Here is a 19,970-nt window from a genome sequence, read left to right as displayed (position 1 = left end):
ATGAACATGCACTCTCTCCCTGCGGAGGTGATCGCCGTGGTGCCCGCTGCCGGTATCGGCAGCCGCATGCAGGCGACCTGTCCTAAGCAGTATCTGACCATCGGTCAGCAGACGCTTCTGGAACACAGCATCGCACGTCTGTTTTCCCATCCCGCTATCAAACAGGTCATCGTCGCGCTTAGCCCGGACGACGCGCAGTTTGCGTCGCTGCCGCTGGCGCGGGATCCACGCGTGCTCAGCGTGACGGGCGGCGAAACGCGCGCGGAGTCGGTGCTGGCGGGGCTGCGCGCCGCGCAGGGCGAAGGCTGGGTGCTGGTGCACGACGCAGCGCGTCCCTGTCTGCACCCTGACGATCTCGCGCGTTTGCTGCAGGTGCGGGAAACCAGCCGCGTCGGCGGCATTCTGGCCGCGCCGGTGCGTGACACCATGAAGCGCGGCGAGCCGGGCGTCGCCGCCGTGGCGCATACCGTCGAGCGCGAAGATCTCTGGCACGCGCTGACGCCGCAGTTTTTTCCTCACCAGCTGCTGACCGCCTGCCTGACGCGCGCGCTGGCGGAAGGCGCGACCATTACCGACGAAGCCTCGGCGCTCGAATATTGCGGCTATCATCCGCTGCTGGTCAGCGGACGCAGTGATAACATCAAAGTCACCCGGCCGGAAGATCTGGCGCTGGCGGCATTTTACTTAACCCAGATTCAGTTAAAGGAGAGCGCATGATGCGTATCGGTCACGGTTTTGACGTTCACGCTTTCGGCGGCGAAGGTCCGCTGGTGATTGGCGGCGTGCGGATCCCGTTTGAACAGGGTTTCCTCGCCCATTCCGACGGCGACGTGGCGCTGCATGCGCTGACCGACGCGCTGCTTGGCGCGGTGGCGATGGGCGATATCGGCAAGCTGTTTCCCGATACCGATCCCGCCTATAAGGGCGCGGACAGCCGCGGCCTGCTGCGCGAAGCCTGGCGACGCATCGCGGAACAGGGCTATCGCATCGGCAACGTTGACGTCACCATCATCGCTCAGGCGCCGAAAATGCTGCCCCATGTGCCGCAGATGCGCGTCAATATCGCTGAAGATCTGGGCTGCCATATGGATCAGGTCAACGTCAAAGCGACCACTACCGAGAAGCTGGGCTTTACCGGACGCGGCGAAGGCATCGCCTGCGAAGCGGTCGCGCTGCTGCTGAAGGCGGATGCGGCATGACGCTGGAGAACCAGGCTTTTCTGCACGGCAAGCCGACCGCGCGCGGCATGATCAAAGCGAACCCCGAAGATTTCGTCGTGGTGGAGGATCTCGGTTACGGCACCGACGGCGAAGGGGAGCATCTGCTGGTGCGCATTCGTAAAACCGGCGCTAATACCCGTTTTGTGGCGGAAGCGCTGGCGAAGTTCCTCGGCGTGCATCAGCGCGATATGAGCTACGCAGGGATGAAAGACCGCCATGCGGTGACCGAGCAGACGCTCTGTTTCCGTATTCCGGGCAATGTGATGCCCGATCTGAGCGGCTTTTCGCTGGAAGGGGTCGAGATCCTCGAGGCGACGCGCCACAAGCGTAAGCTGCGCGTCGGCGCGCTGGCAGGCAACGCCTTTCGTCTCGTGGTGCGCCACATCAGCGATCGCGACGCGGTGGAATCGCGCCTGGCGCTGATCCGCGACGCCGGCGCCCCCAACTACTTCGGCACGCAGCGCTTTGGCCGCGGCGGCAATAACCTGACCATGGCGCAGCAGTGGGCGCGTGGCGAAATCAGCCTGCGCGATCGCAACAAGCGCAGCCTGATCCTCTCGGCGGCGCGCAGCGCGCTGTTTAATCAGGTCACCAGCGCGCGCCTGCAGCAGCAGGGCTCGCTAACGCAGGTGATAGAGGGCGACGCGCTGCAGCTCACCGGTCGCGGCAGCTGGTTTGTCGCGCAGGCGGACGAACTGAGCGAGCTGCAAACCCGCGTCGATCATCATGAACTGCGCATTACTGCGCCGCTGCCGGGACGCGGCGAGCCGGGCCCGCAGGCGGAGGCGCTCGCCTTTGAGCAGCAATCTCTGGCGGGCGCAGCAGAATTGGTTACACTGCTTGAGCGAGAGCGAGTGGATGCGGCGCGGCGCGCGATGCTGGTGGTGCCGCGCGATCTGCGCTGGAGCTGGTGGGACGACGTCACGCTGGAGATGCAGTTCTGGCTGCCGGCAGGCAGTTTCGCCACCAGCGTGATTCGGGAACTTCTGCAACAGGAAGGTGACGATGCGGATATTGCTGAGTAATGACGACGGAATTCATGCGCCGGGCATTCAGACGCTGGCAAAGGCGCTGCGCCATATCGCTGAGGTGCAGGTGGTCGCGCCTGACCGCAACCGCAGCGGCGCCTCTAATTCCCTGACGCTGGAGACGCCGCTGCGCACCTTTACCCATGAAAACGGCGACATCGCCGTGCAGATGGGTACGCCGACCGACTGCGTCTACCTCGGCGTCAACGCGCTGATGCAGCCGCGCCCGGATATCGTGGTTTCCGGCATAAACGCTGGCCCCAATCTGGGCGACGACGTTATCTACTCAGGCACCGTGGCGGCGGCGATGGAAGGGCGGCATCTCGGCCTGCCCGCGCTGGCGGTATCGCTCAACGGGCATCAGCATTACGATACGGCGGCGGCGGTCACCTGCGCGCTGCTGCAGGCGCTGACGCGCGAACCGCTGCGCACCGGACGTATTCTCAACATCAACGTGCCGGATCTGCCGCTGGAAGAGATCAAAGGCTTCCGCGTGACGCGCTGCGGCAGCCGTCATCCCGCCGATCAGGTGATCGCGCAGCAGGATCCGCGCGGCAATACGCTCTACTGGATTGGACCGCCGGGCGAAAAGTTCGATGCCGGCCCGGATACCGATTTCGCCGCCGTGGATCAGGGCTATGTCTCCGTGACCGCTCTGCATGTCGACCTCACCGCGCACGGCGCGCAGGATGTGCTGATTGACTGGCTAGAGAAGTCGGAGGTCAGTCTCGTATGGTGAACCGGCGTATCGAAGCGTTGCTGGAGCAGCTACGCCAGCAGGGCATCCACGATGAGATCCTGTTAAAGGCCATCGCGGACGTGCCGCGCGAACGTTTTATCGACGAAGCCTTCGAGCATAAAGCCTGGGACAATGTGGCGCTGCCCATCGGTTCCGGGCAGACGATTTCGCAGCCCTATATGGTGGCGCGCATGACCGCGCTGCTGGAGTTGCAACCCCATTCGCGCGTGCTGGAGATCGGCACCGGTTCCGGCTATCAGACCGCCATTCTGGCGCATCTGGTGGATCACGTTTACTCCGTCGAACGCATTAAAGGGCTGCAGTGGCAGGCCAAACGCCGTCTCAAACAGCTCGACCTGCATAACGTTTCGACGCGCCATGGCGACGGCTGGCAGGGCTGGCCCGCGCGCGGGCCTTTCGACGCCATCATCGTCACCGCCGCGCCGCCGGAAATTCCGACTGCGCTGATTGCGCAACTCGACGAGGGCGGCATTATGGTGCTGCCGGTGGGGGAGGATCAGCAGGTGCTGAAGCGCCTGCGCCGCCAGGGGGGCGACATTGTGGAAGAAACTATCGAGCCAGTGCGGTTCGTTCCGCTGGTTCAGGGCGATTTGGCCTGAGATTTACCCTACGTATTTCTTCACAACTGTTTCATAGCACCATCCTTTTGATCTTGTTACTATCCATTTTCATGCGTTATACGCAGGCTTTAATACGCCTCACAGAGCTTTGTGCTGGTGCGTTAGCAAGAAGCGTTATTCAGGTTTGCCATCACGGGGGAACAATGAGCACGGGAAGCCCAATATTTCAGTTACGCCGCCTTGCGGCGCTTTCTCTGGTTGGATTTTGGCTGGCAGGCTGTAGTTCAGGCGACAACACACAAGCACCCATTAGCCAGGTTGGAGATAACGGCAGCAGCGGCGGCATGCTTAGCGCGTCAGGCGGCGTTCCATCGACGCCACGTCAGGGAGGTATGATTAGCAACACTGTACCTTCCGCGCCCAGCAGCGGCGCAATGGTTAGCGGCAATGATAATGTTCAGACGCAAAACGGCCGCATCGTATACAACCGCAGTTATCAGAATATTCCGAAAGGTAGTTACGCCGGCGATACTTATACCGTTAAACGCGGCGACACGCTGTTCTATATCGCCTGGATTACCGGCAACGATTTCCGCGATCTGGCGCAGCGCAACAACGTGCAGGCCCCGTACGGCCTGAATGTCGGCCAGACGCTGCAGGTTGGCAACGGCTCAGGCCAGCCGATTACGGGCGGCAATGCGATTACCGCAGCCGACGCAACGCAGGGCGGCGTCCCGACCGCGCCGCAAATTAAACCAGCGCCTGTTGCACAGCAACCAGTTATTACGTATTCTGATGATTCGGGTAACTCGTCTGGTAGCAAAATGTTGCCGTCGAAGGGAACAAATGTTGCAACGACAACAGCTCCCCCCGTAGTTGCCGCACCGCCCACGGTTAGCAGTACAACGAACAGTTCGACGCCGGTTGGAAGCTGGCGTTGGCCGACCGATGGGAAGATTATCGATAACTTCTCCGCCTCTGAAGGGGGGAACAAAGGAATCGATATCGCTGGTTCGCGTGGACAACCTGTCGTCGCTACCGCATCAGGAAGAGTAGTGTACGCAGGCAACGCGCTCCGGGGTTACGGCAACCTGATCATCATTAAGCACAATGATGATTACCTGAGTGCCTACGCCCATAACGATACAATGCTGGTCCGGGAACAACAGGAAGTTAAGGCGGGGCAAAAGATCGCTACCATGGGTAGCACCGGAACCAGTTCAGTTAGATTACATTTTGAAATTCGTTACAAGGGGAAATCCGTAAACCCGTTGCGTTATTTGCCGCAGCGATAAACCGGCAGAACCCTGCTGTTCTGCCCTGGGATCACGGGTAGGAGCCGCTTATGAGCCAGAATACGCTGAAAGTAAACGAGTTACATGAAGATGCGGAATTCGAGGAGAACGGAGCTGAGGTTTTTGATGAGAAGGCTCTTGTTGAAAACGAACCCAGTGATAACGACGTAGCGGAAGAAGAGTTGTTGTCACAGGGTGCGACGCAGCGCGTTTTGGATGCGACGCAGCTCTATCTCGGGGAGATTGGCTATTCCCCGCTGTTAACGGCAGAGGAAGAAGTGTTCTTCGCTCGCCGCGCATTACGAGGCGATATTCCTTCTCGTCGCCGCATGATTGAAAGTAACTTACGACTGGTAGTGAAGATTGCCCGCCGCTACAGCAATCGTGGTCTCGCGCTGCTTGACCTGATTGAAGAGGGCAATCTCGGTTTAATCCGTGCCGTTGAGAAGTTTGACCCAGAGCGTGGGTTCCGTTTCTCAACCTATGCTACCTGGTGGATTCGTCAGACGATTGAACGGGCGATCATGAATCAAACCCGTACCATCCGTCTGCCGATTCACATTGTTAAAGAGCTGAACGTTTATCTGCGCACCGCGCGTGAGCTCTCCCACAAGCTCGATCATGAGCCGAGTGCGGAAGAGATCGCGGAGCAGCTGGATAAACCCGTTGACGACGTCAGCCGTATGCTGCGTCTTAACGAACGCATCACCTCGGTTGATACGCCGTTAGGCGGAGACTCCGAAAAAGCGCTGCTGGACATTCTGGCCGATGAGAAAGACAACGGTCCGGAAGACACCACGCAGGATGACGATATGAAGCAAAGTATCGTTAAGTGGCTGTTCGAACTGAACGCCAAGCAGCGCGAAGTGCTGGCGCGTCGTTTCGGCCTGTTAGGCTATGAAGCGGCAACGCTTGAGGATGTGGGCCGCGAAATCGGTCTGACCCGCGAGCGCGTACGCCAGATTCAGGTTGAAGGCCTGCGTCGTCTGCGTGAAATCCTGCAGGCGCAGGGTTTGAACATTGAAGCGCTGTTTCGTGAGTAACTGACAAGTTGTAAGTACAAAAAAGCGGTGGCCGTGGGCCTCCGCTTTTTTTTTGCTGCGACAGCGGCGGCAGGGCCGGAATGACCTGCCGCCAGAGAGCGCTACACCAGCGACTTCAGTCGGTAAATCCACTCCAGCGCCTGACGCGGCGTCAGGGTGTCAGGATCCAGCGCTTCAAGCGCCTCCACGGCTGGCGAGCTCTCTTCCACCAGCAGCGGCAGCTGCGAGCCGTCGATGGTCGAAGAGGCGGAGTGGTTCGACAGCGTCTCCAGCTCCTTCAGCTTATTGCGCGCGCGCTTGATCACCTCTTTCGGTACGCCCGCCAGCGCCGCGACCGCCAGGCCGTAGCTTTTGCTGGCGGCCCCTTCCTGCACGCTGTGCATAAAGGCGATGGTGTCGCCGTGTTCGACCGCGTCCAGATGGACGTTGAACACGCCTTCCATTTTTTCCGGCAGCGTGGTCAGCTCAAAATAGTGGGTGGCGAACAGCGTCATCGCCTTGATGCGGTTCGCCAGGCTCTCCGCGCAGGCCCAGGCCAGCGACAGGCCGTCATAGGTCGAGGTGCCGCGCCCGATTTCATCCATCAGCACCAGGCTGTTTTCGGTGGCGTTGTGCAAGATATTGGCGGTTTCCGTCATCTCCACCATAAAGGTTGAGCGACCTGAGGCGAGATCGTCCGCCGCGCCGATACGGGTAAAGATACGATCCAGCGGACCGGTCACCGCCTCTTCCGCCGGCACAAAGCTGCCAATCCAGGTCATCAGCGCGATCAGCGCCGCCTGGCGCATGTAGGTGCTCTTACCGCCCATATTGGGGCCGGTGATGATCAGCATGCGGCGCTGCGGCGTTAGCGACAGCGGGTTGGCGATAAACGGCTCTTTCAGCACCTGCTCAACCACCGGATGGCGGCCGCCGGTGATTTTAATGCCGGGTTTCTCCTGCAGCGTCGGGCGGCAGTAGTTCAGCGTCCAGGCGCGCTCCGCCAGGTTGCTCAGCACGTCCAGCTCGGCGAGCGCGGCGGCGCTGAGCTGCAGCGCTTCCAGATGAGGCAGCAGCTGGTCGAACAGCGACTCGTAGAGGCTTTTCTCCAGCGCCAGCGCCTTGCCCTTCGAGGTCAGCACCTTATCCTCGTACTCTTTCAGTTCCGGGATGATATAGCGCTCGGCGTTTTTCAACGTCTGGCGGCGCACGTAGTGGATCGGCACATGGTCGCTCTGGCCGCGGCTAACCTGGATGTAGTAGCCGTGGATGGCGTTGTAGCCGACTTTGAGCGTGTCGAGGCCAAGCTTTTCGCGCTCGCGGATCTCCAGTCTGTCCAGATAGTCGGTGGCGCCGTCCGCCAGCGCGCGCCACTCATCCAGCTCCGCGTTGTACCCCGGCGCGATAACGCCGCCGTCGCGGATCAGCACCGGCGGCGCCTCAATAATCGCCGCTTCAAGCAGCTCGCGCAGCTCGGTGAACTCGCCCATCTGTGCGCGCAGACGGATTAGCGCCGTCGATTCGACGCTGGCCAGCAGAGCGTTCAGCTCCGGCAGCTGCTGAAAAGCGTGACGCATGCGGGCTAAATCGCGCGGACGCGCGGTCCGCAGCGCCAGACGCGCCAGAATACGCTCCAGGTCGCCCACCTGGCGCAGCACCGGCTGCAGCGTATCGCTCAGCGGCTGAAGCTCGGCGATGGCGTCCTGGCGCTGACCGATAGTCTGCGCGTCGCGCAGCGGCATATGCAGCCAGCGCTTGAGCATGCGGCTGCCCATCGGCGTGACGGTTCGATCCAGCACCGCCGCCAGCGTGTTCTCCGTGCCGCCGGCGAGATTCTGCGTAATTTCCAGATTGCGACGCGTGGCGGCGTCCATAATGATGCTGTCCTGCTGCCGCTCCATGCTGAGCGAGCGGATATGGGGCAGGCTGGTGCGCTGCGTATCCTTAACGTACTGCAGCAGGCAGCCCGCCGCGCGCAGCGCCTGATGCGCCTGCTCGACGCCGAATCCATTAAGATCGCGGGTGTTGAACTGCATATTCAACTGCTGACGCGCGGTCGCGATCTCAAATTCCCACAGCGGACGACGGCGCAGGCCGCGACGCTGGTCAATCAGCGACATCGCCTGTAGATCTTCCGGATAGAGCAGTTCGGCAGGATTGGTGCGCTGCAGCTCGGCGGCCATGGTTTCGGCGTCCGCCGGTTCGCTCAGGCGAAAACGGCCGGAGCTGATATCGAGCGTGGCGTAGCCGAACCCCTGCGGGCTCTGCACGATGGCGGCCAGCAGGTTGTCGTGACGCTCCTGCAGCAGCGCCTCGTCGCTGATGGTACCCGGGGTGACGATACGTACCACCTTGCGTTCAACCGGCCCTTTGCTTAGCGCCGGATCGCCGATCTGCTCGCAAATCGCCACGGATTCGCCCAGCTGCACCAGTTTCGCCAGATAGCTCTCTACCGCATGGTAGGGCACGCCCGCCATCGGGATCGGTTCGCCCGCCGAGGCGCCGCGTTTGGTCAGCGAGATCTCCAGCAGCTGCGAGGCGCGTTTCGCGTCGTCATAGAAGAGCTCGTAGAAGTCGCCCATGCGGTAAAACAGCAGGATGTCAGGGTGTTCCGCCTTGAGGCGCAGATATTGCTGCATCATAGGCGTATGAGCGGTGATGTCCTTATCGACTGATTTGTTCATAAATAATTAGCTCTTAAATCATTCGGTTATTGGGCAAGCCTTGCATCGGACTGCGCGATCTGGCGTATGTAACGGGATCAACCCATTCAGAAACCGAGAGGATGCACGGAAAAATGCGGCCCTGGCTGTGAGATAAGCTGCGTCTGAAAGCCATTATGAAAAGTTGCCTGCTGAACATCAAGGCTGCCGCTTTTTCACTGTCAGGGCAAACGCGCTTCGTTCTGAACGAAGAAGGCGAGCGCCGCAAAACCTGGGTTAATGCGCATGACGTTATCAGGCCGCGGCCTAAAAGCCCAACGGATCTCTGTTTGATAGCGGGCCTGTGCGAGGCGCTACGCAAAAGGTGCTGACGCCAGCTGCTCCAGCAGCAGCGCTTCACCCGCCAGCGCCAGGCAGGGGCCGAAAGGCAAGGGCAGATGCAGCGGACGCTGCATACAGAAGCGCGCGAGCAGCGCGGCGCTTAAACCGGCGCAGGAGGCGATCAGCAGCAGCAGGGGAAGCGGCTGCCAGCCCAGCCAGGCGCCGAGCGCCGCCAGCAGCACGGCGTCGCCGCCGCCCAGCGCCTCCCGATGACGGAATAAATGCCAGGCCCAGGCCAGCAGCCGGAACAGCAGATAGCCGCTGGCGGCGCCGAGGATCGCCTCCGCCGGACTGCTGCGCGGCAGAACGTCCAGGGCGTGAAACAGCAGCCCGAGCCAGAGCAGCGGCAGAGTCAGCGCATCGGGCAGCAGCTGGACGCGCAGGTCGATCAGCGATAACGCCAGCAAAAAGCCGCTCATCACCAGCGCCGCCAGCAGCGCGCCGTTCCACGGCAGTTGCCAGGCAAGCAGCAGGCTTATCGCCAGCGCGGCGAGCTCGATCGCCGGGTAACGCCATGAAATGGGACGACAGCAGCTGCGGCAGCGGCCGCGCAGCCGCAACCAGCCGAGCAGCGGAACGCAGTCGCCTGCGCGCACCGGCGTTTTGCAGCGCGGGCAGTGGGAGCGAGGCAGCAGCAGCGAGAATCCCGGCTGCGGCTGTAGCACCATCAGCGGCAGGCGATAGATCACCACGTTAAGAAAGCTGCCGACGCAGAGCGCGGCGACGGCCAGCAGCAACCAGCATAAGAGGTCATAGCTCATTGTTTTCGGTTCCTCTTCCTTGATGCGCCGGTTTTGAGCAACCGGCTTAACCGGCAGGGTCTGAACGCACTCTAGCTTTATCGCGGTCGTCGTACAGCATAACCTGCTGTTTTCCGTAAGCCTTGCGTTCCGTGCCGCAGGATGACGCTGAAACAGCGCAGCCGTTTGCCGCGCTTCCTGCGCCCGTTCACAGCTATGCACTGGCGCTATTTTTGCGTTTCGCCCTGTCTATTCCGTGAGTGAATGTTTACCATAATTCGTTACCTTCACTGCATGCTTATGGATATCAAATGCGTTTTAAGATCACCTTGCTTCCGCTTGTTGCCTTACTTGCCGCCTGCAGCAGTAAACCTGAATCCGCGCCGCAGGCCGCGACCCTGGCGGCGCCGAAAGGGGGCTTTCTGCTGGAACAGTCTCACGCCGTCCAGCCTGTGCTCGGCGACTTTGCCGGTAATCCGGCCGCCGAGAAGTTCATCGATCAGATGGTGGAGAAGCACGGCTTCGACCGCCAGCAGCTGCACGCGGTTATCGGCCAGGCGAAACGGCTGGACTACGTACTGCGCCTGATGGATCGTCAGGCGCCCGCCTATACGCCGCCCGCCGGGCCCAACGGCGCGTGGATCCGCTATCGCAAGCAGTTCATTACGCCAGACAACGTGCAGAACGGCGTCGCCTTCTGGAACCAGTACCAGGATGCCTTAACGCGCGCGCAGCAGGTCTACGGCGTGCCGCCGGAGATCATCGTCGGCATTATCGGTGTAGAGACGCGCTGGGGCCGCGTTATGGGGAAAACGCGCATTCTCGACGCGCTCGCCACGCTATCGTTTAACTATCCGCGCCGTGCGAGCTACTTCAGCAGCGAGCTGGAAACCTTCTTGCTGATGGCGCGCAACGAAGAGGACGATCCGCTGGATCTGAAGGGATCGTTTGCCGGCGCGATGGGTTACGGTCAGTTTATGCCTTCTTCCTATCAGCAATATGCGGTGGATTTCAACGGCGACGGCCACGTCAATCTGTGGGATCCGGTGGACGCCATCGGCAGCGTCGCGCACTACTTCAAAGAGCACGGCTGGCGCAGCGGAGAGGGCGTCGCCGTTCCCGCCAGCGGTCAGGCGCCGCTGCTGGAGAACGGCTTCAAAACCAGCTACACGCCGCAGATGCTGGCGGCGTCCGGCCTCTCTCCGCAGGGTTCGCTCGATGGCAATAATCAGGTCAGCCTGCTGCGTCTGGATATGGGCACCAGCTATCAGTACTGGTACGGCCTGCCTAACTTCTACGTCATTACGCGCTACAACCACAGCACGCACTATGCGATGGCGGTATGGCAGCTGGGCGAGGCGGTTAGCAAAGCGCGCAGCGGCGCGATGTTCTGATAGTTGCCCTTATCAATAGTGCGGGTATATGATGGCGCCCCTCTGGCGTCATCATATCTGTTGTTTCAGGAGCTGTTATGCAATCACTTCCCGCATGTCCCCTTTGTCAGGCTGATTACAGCTGGCAGGATGGCGACAACCTCAACTGTCCCGCCTGCGGTCATATCTGGTCGCCGGGCGAAGTCGAAAGCACTGCGGATCGTCTTGTGGTGCGCGACGCCAACGGCAATCTGCTGGAGGATGGCGATACGGTGACCGTGATTAAAGATCTTAAAGTAAAGGGCAGCTCCTCCACGCTGAAGATCGGCACCCGCGTAAAAGGGATCCGTCTGGTTGAGGGCGATCATAATATCGACTGCAAGATCGACGGTTTCGGCCCGATGAAGCTGAAATCGGAGTTCGTGAAGCGCGGATAACGCAGGCGGGCGCGTCGCGCCCGCATCACCGCCTTAGTCAAACAGCCGGTCGAGCGCCTCGCACTGCTCAGCGCTCAGCGCGCCGCCATAGTTGCGCGACTGGCTGGTCATCGAATCGAACCGGCGCGCCACCGCGGTTTTAATGGTGGTGACAAAATCCTCTCCGACGGCGTAAATCGCCATCATCTTGCCGATGCGCTGCTGAATGCGCATCAGCGCCGCCAGATCCTGTTCGCGCCACGCCTGCATCGCCGCGGCGAACAGTTCCGGCACGATGTTATTCAGACCTGAAATCACGCCCGCGCCGCCTGCCAGCAGATTCGGCACCAGATATTCGTCATAGCCGGACAGCACGGCGAAATCGTCGCGCACCTTTTTTGTCTCTTCGATCAGCGCGCGATTATGCGACAGGCAGTCGACCGTATCTTTTATGCCGATAAAATTAGGCAGTTCGGCCGCCAGCTCGCTGACCAGCGCCGGCGTCAAATCGCAGCCGGTGCGCGCCGGAAAATTATAGGCGAACCACCTGCCGCCGATCTGCTTATCCAGCGCGCGGAAGTAGCTGAGCAGCTGACGCGGCGTCTGGCCGTAGTAGTAGGGCGGCAGCACCATCACCGCGTCGAAGTTGTTTTGCCAGGCGGCCTCGGCCAGCGCCAGCATATCCGGCACGCAGGTGCTGGAGATATTGGCGACCATGCTGAGTGGCGAGAGCTGCCGCGCCTCGCGAATCAGCAGCAATCGCTCCTGCTGCGTCAGCGAAGCAAATTCGCCAATGCTGCCCATCAGCAGTAAGGTATCAATGCCTGAGGCGTTTAGTCGGGCGAAGTGGCGACCCAGCGCGTCGATATCTGGCTCTCCTTGCGGCGTAAAAGGCGTAACGGAAGGGCACCACACGCCGGAAAATGCGGGTTGCGAGATCATAAACGCTCCTGAACGTGAAAAATGAAACACTGTTTTAACCTAATGCGCGGCGTGACGCTCTGCCAGCGCAGCGCGTAGAATTGGGCAGCGCATCGCATTTTTCCGCTTCGCAGCGTATTCAGACTCACTCACACAGAGGCTCAAGATGCAGGACTGGGATCCCCAACTTTATCGACAGTTCGAATCGGAAAGGACGCGGCCTGCGCAAGAGTTGCTGGCGCGTATTCCCGTTACCGACGCGCGTTTCGCCACGGATTTAGGCTGCGGTCCGGGCAACAGCACCGAGCTGCTGGCTCACGCCTGGCCCGACGCGCGGATTATCGGGCTGGACAGTTCCGAAGCGATGCTGATACAGGCGCGCGAACGGCTGCCGCACTGTACTTTCATCAAAGAAGATATTTGGCGCTGGCGCGCCGCAGAGCCGCAGCAGGTGATTTATGCTAATGCTTCGCTGCAGTGGCTTGACGCGCACGACAGCCTGTTGCCGCAGCTGGCGAGTCAGCTGGAGAGCGGCGGCGCGCTGGCGATACAGATGCCGGATAATCTGCAGGAGCCTTCGCATCGTCTGATGCGTGAAATCGCCGCCTGCGATCCCTGGCGTCAGCGTATCGGCGACGTAGAGCGGAAAAAGCCGCTCACCACCGAGCGCTATTACGATTTGCTAACGCAGGCGGGCTGCGAAGTGGATCTCTGGCGCACCACCTATTACCACGTGATGCCCGACGCGCAGGCGATTGTCCTGTGGCTGAAAGCGACCGGGCTGCGGCCGTTTCTCAACGCGCTGGAACCTGACGAGCAGCCGCGCTTTCTGGAGCAGTATCATCAGGCGTTGCAGCTGGCCTATCCGCCGCGCGCCGACGGCCGCATTTTGCTCGCCTTCCCGCGTCTTTTTATCGTAGCGGTGAAAAAGGGGGCGTCGCGCTGAGAGGCGTTGCGCAAAGCGGGCAGGCAATGTGCGCGACAGGTTGAAAATATCCCGCTTCTGCACCATGTTCTCTTAATCAGGCTAAAAGGATGAGTAGCGATGAACGATCTGGAACTGCAGCGCTTAAGCGCGGCAATAGGCAAACGCCTTCAGGCGGCAAGCGCGACGGTAACCTGCGCCGAGTCCTGTACGGGCGGCTGGATCGCCAAAGTATTGACCGACATCAGCGGCAGCTCCGCCTGGTTCGAACGCGGTTTCGTGACCTACAGCAATGAGGCCAAGCAGGAGCTGGTGGGGGTTGCTGCGGCTTCGCTTGCCCAGCACGGCGCGGTGAGCGAAGCCGTGGTGCGCGAGATGGCGCAGGGCGCGCAGCGCGCTGCGCAGGCGGACTATGCGCTATCGGTCAGCGGCATCGCCGGACCGGACGGCGGCAGCGCGGAAAAACCGGTCGGCACCGTGTGGTTTGGCTTCGCGGCGCCAGGCGGAAGGGTGGTGGCGAAACGTCAGCAATTTCAAGGGGATCGCGAGGCAGTACGTCGACAGTCCGTCGCCTTTGCGCTACAGACATTACAGGACGATTTTTTGGCAAATTAAGCTTGATACTGTATGACTATACAGTATAATTAGCAGCAACAGAAAGCGAGCAGGCATTTGTAGCGTGCTTACCCCCGTATGAGTCAGGAGTAGAAATGGCAATTGACGAAAACAAACAGAAGGCTTTAGCTGCTGCGCTGGGCCAGATTGAGAAGCAATTCGGTAAAGGCTCCATCATGCGTCTGGGTGAAGACCGCTCAATGGACGTGGAAACCATTTCTACCGGTTCGCTTTCTCTGGATATCGCGCTGGGCGCCGGCGGTTTGCCGATGGGCCGTATGGTCGAAATCTATGGTCCGGAATCTTCTGGTAAAACGACGCTGACGCTGCAGGTTATCGCTTCAGCACAGCGCAAAGGCAAAACCTGTGCCTTTATCGATGCTGAACACGCGCTGGATCCGGTGTATGCCAAGAAGCTCGGCGTAGACATCGACAATCTGCTCTGTTCTCAGCCGGACACCGGCGAGCAGGCGCTGGAAATCTGTGACGCGCTGGCGCGTTCAGGCGCAGTGGACGTTATCATCGTCGACTCCGTCGCGGCGCTGACGCCGAAAGCGGAAATCGAAGGCGAGATCGGCGACTCTCATATGGGCCTTGCGGCGCGTATGATGAGCCAGGCGATGCGTAAGCTGGCGGGTAACCTGAAGCAGTCCAACACGCTGCTGATCTTCATCAACCAGATCCGTATGAAAATCGGCGTGATGTTCGGTAACCCGGAAACCACTACCGGTGGTAACGCGCTGAAGTTCTACGCTTCCGTTCGTCTTGATATCCGTCGTATCGGCGCGATTAAAGAGGGCGACGAAGTGGTCGGCAGCGAAACCCGCGTTAAAGTGGTGAAAAATAAAATCGCCGCACCGTTTAAGCAGGCTGAGTTCCAGATCATGTACGGCGAAGGCATCAACACCTTTGGCGAGCTGGTTGACCTGGGCGTGAAGTACAAGCTGGTGGAAAAAGCGGGTGCCTGGTATAGCTACAACGGCGACAAGATTGGTCAGGGTAAAGCGAACGCCACCAATTTCCTTAAGGAAAACCCGGCGATCGCCAATGAGCTGGACGTTAAACTGCGTGAAATGCTGCTGAACAGCGCGAACGCCGAAGCGGGCGCCGCTAATGCGCCAGCAGGCGCGCTGGAAGACGCAGCCAGCGAGACGAACGAAGATTTCTAACCCTGTAACGGGAGTGGGCAATCCACTCCCGTTTTTCGTTTTAACGCCCCTCTCTTTTCTTCCCCCTTGTTCTGCCGCCATAATTCCCTTCTGATTAAGCAAGGTGACCGCTATGAGTGAACAACCGCAACTTAAGGAAATCGCTTTTCCGCGACTGCTCGACCGCGCTATGCGCATTCTGGCGCAGCGCGATCACAGCGAGGCCGAGCTGCGCAGAAAGCTGCAGCAGTCCGTGCAGCGAGCGGCATTTATCCAGCAAAACGATCCTGAAATCATTACCGACGCGCAGCTGGATAAAGTCATCGGCTGGTGCCAGGAAAACGGCTGGCTTAATGAGGCGCGTTTTACTGAGCGCTTTATCCAGAGCCGCAGCCGCAAAGGATACGGCCCGCAGCGCATCCGGCTGGAGCTGGGACAAAAAGGCATCGCGCGGCCAGAAATCGACATCGCGATGGAAGCCTGTGAGATTGACTGGGGCGCCTGCGCCGCGCAGCTGGCGGAGCGCAAATTCGGCCTTCCTTTGCCCACGGAATGGAAGGCAAAAGCCAAAGTTCAGCGCTTTTTGCAGGCAAAAGGCTTTTTCATGGAGGATATTCAGTCCGTTTTCAGAAATTTTGATGACTGAAAGCCGCGCGGGGTTTTACTTCCCTGTGAAGAAAATTTATCTTATTCCCACTTTTTGTTCCACTGAACAGACAACTGCGCGGATGCGGCTTGTCTGACCGGACGGAACTTTCGTTAGCGTGATTCCAGGATATATATGAGCAAGAGCACTGCTGAGATCCGTCAAGCGTTTCTCGACTTTTTCCATAGCAAGGGACATCAGGTTGTAGCCAGCAGCTCCCTCGTACCGAACAACGACCCGACGCTGCTGTTCACCAACGCCGGCATGGTTCAGTTCAAGGATGTTTTTCTTGGGCAGGACAAGCGCAACTATTCGCGTGCGACCACGTCGCAGCGCTGCGTGCGTGCAGGCGGCAAGCACAACGATCTGGAAAACGTCGGTTATACCGCACGTCACCACACCTTCTTTGAAATGCTGGGCAACTTCAGCTTCGGCGACTACTTCAAGAAAGAGGCGATTGCTTATGCCTGGGAACTGCTGACGGGAGAAACCTGGTTCGCTCTGCCGAAAGAGCGTCTGTGGGTCACCGTTTATGAGACCGATGACGAAGCCTACGACATCTGGGCCAACGATATCGGCGTGCCGCGCGAGCGTATTATTCGTATCGGCGACAACAAAGGCAGCGCGTACGCCTCTGACAACTTCTGGCAGATGGGCGATACCGGTCCTTGCGGACCGTGCAGCGAAATTTTTTACGATCATGGCGATCATATCTGGGGCGGACCGCCGGGAAGCCCGGAAGAAGATGGCGATCGCTATATCGAGATCTGGAATATCGTCTTTATGCAGTTCAACCGTCAGCCGGACGGCACCATGCTGCCGCTGCCGAAGCCGTCGGTCGATACCGGCATGGGTCTGGAGCGTATTTCCGCCGTGCTGCAGCACGTTAATTCCAACTATGAAATCGATCTGTTCGACAAACTGATCAAAGCGGTAGCCAGCGTCACCGGCGCGACTGACCTCAGCAATAAGTCGCTGCGCGTTATCGCCGACCATATCCGCTCCTGCGCGTTTCTCATCGCCGACGGCGTTATTCCGTCGAACGAAAACCGCGGCTACGTACTGCGCCGCATCATTCGTCGCGCGGTGCGCCACGGCAATATGCTGGGCGCGAAAGAGGCGTTCTTCTACAAGCTGGTCGCCCCGCTGGTCGAGGTGATGGGCGCTGCGGGCGACGATCTTAAACGTCAGCAGAGCCAGGTGGAAACGGTACTCAAGACTGAAGAAGAGCAGTTTGCGAAAACGCTGGAGCGCGGTCTGGCGCTGCTGGACGAGGAGCTGGCCAAACTGCAGGGCGATACGCTGGACGGCGAAACCGTCTTCCGTCTGTACGATACCTTCGGCTTCCCGGCCGATCTTACGGCCGACGTCTGCCGCGAGCGTAACCTGAAAATCGACGAAGCCGGTTTTGAAAAAGCGATGGAGCAGCAGCGCCAGCGCGCGCGCGAGGCCAGCGGTTTCGGCGCCGATTACAGCAACGTCATCAGCATCGATGCGGCCTCCGCCTTCAAAGGCTACGACCAGCTCGATCTGACGGCTAGCGTGAAGGCGATCTACGTTGACGGCGTCGCGGTAGAGGAAGTGGCCGCAGGTCAGGAAGCGGTCGTGGTGCTGGACGAAACGCCGTTTTATGGTGAATCTGGCGGCCAGGTAGGCGATACAGGCCTGCTGAAAGGGAAGAATGCTGAATTTAGCGTCCAGGATACACAAAAATATGGTCAGGCTATCGGCCATATCGGTAAGCTGACGGCTGGTCATCTGCGTATCAACGATCGCGTTGAGGCGCAGGTTGACGAAGCGCGCCGCGCGCGCATTCGTCTGAACCACTCTGCAACGCATCTGCTGCACGCGGCGCTGCGTGAAGTTCTCGGCGAACATGTGGCGCAGAAGGGATCGCTGGTCAATGATAAGTATCTGCGTTTCGACTTCTCGCATTTTGAAGCGATGAAACCGCAGGAGCTTCATCAGGTCGAAGAGATCGTCAACGCGCAGATCCGCCGCAACCTGCCGGTCGAAACCGAAGTGATGGATATCGACGCGGCGAAAGGCAAGGGCGCGATGGCGCTGTTCGGCGAGAAGTACGATCAGCGCGTGCGCGTGCTGACCATGGGCGATTTCTCCATTGAACTGTGCGGCGGTACCCATGCTGCGCGCACCGGCGATATTGGCCTGTTCCGCATTTTAGGCGAGTCCGGCACGGCCGCAGGCGTACGCCGTATCGAAGCCGTCACTGGCGAGGGCGCGCTGGCGCAGGTTTATGCGCAGAGCAGTCAGCTGAACGAGATTGCGCAGTTGGTGAAAGCCAACAGCAGCAATCTGAACGACAAGGTGCGCGGACTGGTCGATCATGTGCGCTCGCTGGAGAAAGAGCTGCAGCAGCTGCGCGATCAGCAGGCTGCGCTTGAGAGCGCTTCTTTGAGCAATAAAGCGATCGACATTCAAGGCGTGAAGCTGCTGGTTAGCGAACTGAGCAACGTAGAGCCGAAAATGTTGCGCACCATGGTAGACGATCTGAAAAATCAGCTGGGTTCGGCGGTGATTGTGCTGGCGACCGTAGCGGAAGGAAAAGTGTCGTTAATTGCAGGCGTAACCAAAGATCTCACTGACCGCGTAAAAGCGGGCGAGCTGGTGGGCGAACTGGCGCAGCAGGTTGGTGGCAAAGGCGGTGGGCGTCCCGATATGGCGCAGGCCGGCGGCACCGATGCGCAGGCGCTGAAAGGCGCGCTGGCGGGCGTTGAAAGCTGGGTCAGCAGCCGCCTGTAAACGAAATAGAACAATGCATCGTGAAAAGCGCCAGGGCCTGAGGTTCCGGCGCTTTTTAATACGATGTGCATCAGGTAATGACAAAGTCAGGTTGATGTAGTGTATTTCGGCTAAACTAACTATCAGCAGAATGTATTGGCGTAGCGACGTACATTGGTGTATTTGTCATAGTCAATGTTCAGCGTTAAATGATGGATAATGCCGGGAGCCCAAACAGAGCCCGACTCTTTTAATCTTTCAAGGAGCAAAGAATGCTTATTCTAACTCGTCGAGTTGGTGAAACCCTCATGATTGGCGATGAGGTGACTGTAACGGTGCTGGGTGTGAAAGGTAACCAGGTTCGTATTGGTGTGAACGCGCCAAAAGAGGTCTCAGTGCATCGCGAAGAGATTTATCAGCGCATTCAGGCCGAAAAAACTCAGCAAACGAGTTACTAACGGATTCAGCGCCTCGCAGGATTCTGCGAGGCGCGACCGCTTTACGCCTCTTTTCTTCCCGCTTCGTCTTGTTTTACTCCCGCTCCGTCTTTCTGATTATTTTCCTGACTGCTCGCTTTTACTGTTGATAATTCACTCTTTTTGTCGGCAAATTACGCCAATTGAGCGTCATTTGTGCAAACGATCGAGCGGTGGGAAAAATTGTTTGACTTATAAGTGCGGGAAAGTAATATGTGCGCCACGCAGTGCCGATGAGCAGATACAACGTTCAGACGCACGGTTCGGAAGAACGCGTAAGGTGAGGTGGCCGAGAGGCTGAAGGCGCTCCCCTGCTAAGGGAGTATGCGGTCAAAAGCTGCATCCGGGGTTCGAATCCCCGCCTCACCGCCATTTTCCGATGCATCCGTAGCTCAGCTGGATAGAGTACTCGGCTACGAACCGAGCGGTCGGAGGTTCGAATCCTCCCGGATGCACCATCTTTTAAAGATGCGGAATAAAAAAGTAAGTGAAAGAGTCGTTCCTTTCTCGGTGAGTTGTTAGCACCCTGCGTTGTACAAGAATTATCTATGCATCCGTAGCTCAGCTGGATAGAGTACTCGGCTACGAACCGAGCGGTCGGAGGTTCGAATCCTCCCGGATGCACCATATCTCTGGATATGGGTAAGATGTCTCAAGCGAGACGCGTTAATTCTGGCACTTCCTGGTTGTCTGATTTAATCCCTGCAAAACGATTTCCCGATGCATCCGTAGCTCAGCTGGATAGAGTACTCGGCTACGAACCGAGCGGTCGGAGGTTCGAATCCTCCCGGATGCACCATACTTTGCGATAACGACAGTATGGGCAAGATGTCTCAACGCGAGACGCGTAATTGTCGGCACTTCCTGGTTATCTGATTTATCCCTGCAAAATGCTTTCCCGATGCATCCGTAGCTCAGCTGGATAGAGTACTCGGCTACGAACCGAGCGGTCGGAGGTTCGAATCCTCCCGGATGCACCATACTTTACGATATGAACAGTGCGCCCCGAACTGATATGGCCTGACTGAATGCCTGACAG

Annotated in this window: 18 protein-coding genes and 5 tRNA genes; 20 read left to right on the top strand and 3 right to left on the bottom strand. The window is 59.1% G+C overall.

Annotated features, from left to right (window positions below):
- The 7 genes from ispD to rpoS all read left to right on the top strand — a co-directional run bounded on the left by ispD (position 1) and on the right by rpoS (position 5,906).
- On the top strand, positions 1-717 hold the full coding sequence (gene ispD / locus B3229_RS03270; RefSeq protein WP_048783692.1) for a 2-C-methyl-D-erythritol 4-phosphate cytidylyltransferase: 717 nt from the start codon (positions 1-3) through the stop codon (positions 715-717).
- The gene (gene ispF, locus B3229_RS03265) at positions 717-1,199 is read left to right on the top strand and encodes a 2-C-methyl-D-erythritol 2,4-cyclodiphosphate synthase (protein ID WP_286868801.1); all 483 of its coding nucleotides are present in this window, start codon (positions 717-719) and stop codon (positions 1,197-1,199) included. Before ispD ends, ispF begins: the two co-directional genes overlap by 1 nt.
- Positions 1,196-2,245 carry a tRNA pseudouridine(13) synthase TruD gene (gene truD / locus B3229_RS03260; protein WP_286868615.1) on the top strand — a complete coding sequence of 350 codons (1,050 nt, stop codon included), beginning with the start codon at positions 1,196-1,198 and terminating at the stop codon, positions 2,243-2,245. Before ispF ends, truD begins: the two co-directional genes overlap by 4 nt.
- Positions 2,226-2,987 (top strand): 5'/3'-nucleotidase SurE, encoded by a 762-nt coding sequence (gene surE / locus B3229_RS03255; RefSeq protein WP_286868611.1) that lies wholly within the window; start codon positions 2,226-2,228, stop codon positions 2,985-2,987. The genes truD and surE overlap by 20 nt, the downstream gene beginning before the upstream one ends.
- Complete coding sequence (locus tag B3229_RS03250; RefSeq protein ID WP_033752075.1) at positions 2,981-3,607, top strand: protein-L-isoaspartate(D-aspartate) O-methyltransferase; 627 nt, start codon at positions 2,981-2,983, stop codon at positions 3,605-3,607. Before surE ends, B3229_RS03250 begins: the two co-directional genes overlap by 7 nt.
- 164 nt (positions 3,608-3,771) lie before the next feature.
- The gene (gene nlpD / locus B3229_RS03245; RefSeq protein WP_048783698.1) at positions 3,772-4,863 is read left to right on the top strand and encodes a murein hydrolase activator NlpD; all 1,092 of its coding nucleotides are present in this window, start codon (positions 3,772-3,774) and stop codon (positions 4,861-4,863) included.
- 50 nt (positions 4,864-4,913) lie between these two features.
- Positions 4,914-5,906: an RNA polymerase sigma factor RpoS gene (rpoS, locus tag B3229_RS03240; RefSeq protein ID WP_048783701.1), complete on the top strand. Its 993-nt coding sequence runs from the start codon at positions 4,914-4,916 to the stop codon at positions 5,904-5,906.
- A gap of 101 nt (positions 5,907-6,007) precedes the next feature.
- Here rpoS and mutS read toward each other — a convergent pair whose 3' ends face one another.
- A complete protein-coding gene (gene mutS / locus B3229_RS03235) occupies positions 6,008-8,569 on the bottom strand; it encodes a DNA mismatch repair protein MutS (RefSeq protein WP_286868606.1) in 2,562 nt (853 codons plus the stop codon).
- 332 nt (positions 8,570-8,901) lie between these two features.
- Entirely contained in the window at positions 8,902-9,690 is a 789-nt protein-coding gene (locus B3229_RS03230; RefSeq protein ID WP_286868604.1) for a prepilin peptidase, read from the bottom strand.
- A 290-nt stretch (positions 9,691-9,980) separates the two neighbouring features.
- Here B3229_RS03230 and mltB point away from each other — a divergent pair, with 290 nt between their 5' ends.
- Entirely contained in the window at positions 9,981-11,063 is a 1,083-nt protein-coding gene (gene mltB, locus B3229_RS03225) for a lytic murein transglycosylase B (RefSeq protein WP_033752066.1), read from the top strand.
- Between the two features lie 77 nt (positions 11,064-11,140).
- Entirely contained in the window at positions 11,141-11,479 is a 339-nt protein-coding gene (locus B3229_RS03220; RefSeq protein WP_048783707.1) for a zinc ribbon domain-containing protein YjdM, read from the top strand.
- Between the two features lie 33 nt (positions 11,480-11,512).
- On the opposite strand, the gene B3229_RS03215 is transcribed toward B3229_RS03220, so the two are convergent.
- Entirely contained in the window at positions 11,513-12,400 is an 888-nt protein-coding gene (locus B3229_RS03215; RefSeq protein WP_286868600.1) for a dihydrodipicolinate synthase family protein, read from the bottom strand.
- A gap of 145 nt (positions 12,401-12,545) precedes the next feature.
- Between B3229_RS03215 and tam the strand changes: the two genes are divergently transcribed.
- The 11 genes from tam to B3229_RS03160 all read left to right on the top strand — a co-directional run bounded on the left by tam (position 12,546) and on the right by B3229_RS03160 (position 19,911).
- Positions 12,546-13,325, top strand: coding sequence for a trans-aconitate 2-methyltransferase (gene tam / locus B3229_RS03210; RefSeq protein ID WP_286868599.1), 780 nt, complete (start codon positions 12,546-12,548; stop codon positions 13,323-13,325).
- Between the two features lie 99 nt (positions 13,326-13,424).
- The gene (pncC, locus tag B3229_RS03205) at positions 13,425-13,919 is read left to right on the top strand and encodes a nicotinamide-nucleotide amidase (RefSeq protein WP_048783711.1); all 495 of its coding nucleotides are present in this window, start codon (positions 13,425-13,427) and stop codon (positions 13,917-13,919) included.
- 95 nt (positions 13,920-14,014) lie between these two features.
- Entirely contained in the window at positions 14,015-15,088 is a 1,074-nt protein-coding gene (gene recA, locus B3229_RS03200; RefSeq protein ID WP_033752052.1) for a recombinase RecA, read from the top strand.
- 112 nt (positions 15,089-15,200) lie between these two features.
- On the top strand, positions 15,201-15,713 hold the full coding sequence (locus B3229_RS03195) for a regulatory protein RecX (RefSeq protein ID WP_082170573.1): 513 nt from the start codon (positions 15,201-15,203) through the stop codon (positions 15,711-15,713).
- 135 nt (positions 15,714-15,848) lie between these two features.
- Complete coding sequence (gene alaS / locus B3229_RS03190) at positions 15,849-18,476, top strand: alanine--tRNA ligase (RefSeq protein WP_286868592.1); 2,628 nt, start codon at positions 15,849-15,851, stop codon at positions 18,474-18,476.
- Between the two features lie 251 nt (positions 18,477-18,727).
- Positions 18,728-18,913 (top strand): carbon storage regulator CsrA, encoded by a 186-nt coding sequence (gene csrA, locus B3229_RS03185; protein WP_004155916.1) that lies wholly within the window; start codon positions 18,728-18,730, stop codon positions 18,911-18,913.
- A gap of 297 nt (positions 18,914-19,210) precedes the next feature.
- Positions 19,211-19,303, top strand: a tRNA-Ser gene (locus tag B3229_RS03180).
- A gap of 9 nt (positions 19,304-19,312) precedes the next feature.
- Positions 19,313-19,389, top strand: a tRNA-Arg gene (locus B3229_RS03175).
- 92 nt (positions 19,390-19,481) lie between these two features.
- Positions 19,482-19,558, top strand: a tRNA-Arg gene (locus tag B3229_RS03170).
- 95 nt (positions 19,559-19,653) lie between these two features.
- Positions 19,654-19,730 (top strand) — tRNA-Arg (locus tag B3229_RS03165).
- A gap of 104 nt (positions 19,731-19,834) precedes the next feature.
- A tRNA-Arg gene (locus B3229_RS03160) sits at positions 19,835-19,911 on the top strand.
- Positions 19,912-19,970 lie beyond the last annotated feature (59 nt).

This window comes from Pantoea sp. UBA5035 (assembly GCF_002415245.1).
Classification (GTDB): domain Bacteria; phylum Pseudomonadota; class Gammaproteobacteria; order Enterobacterales; family Enterobacteriaceae; genus Pantoea; species Pantoea septica.
Note: the sequence above shows the minus strand (reverse complement) of the source record. Positions and strands in the feature narration are given on the sequence as shown.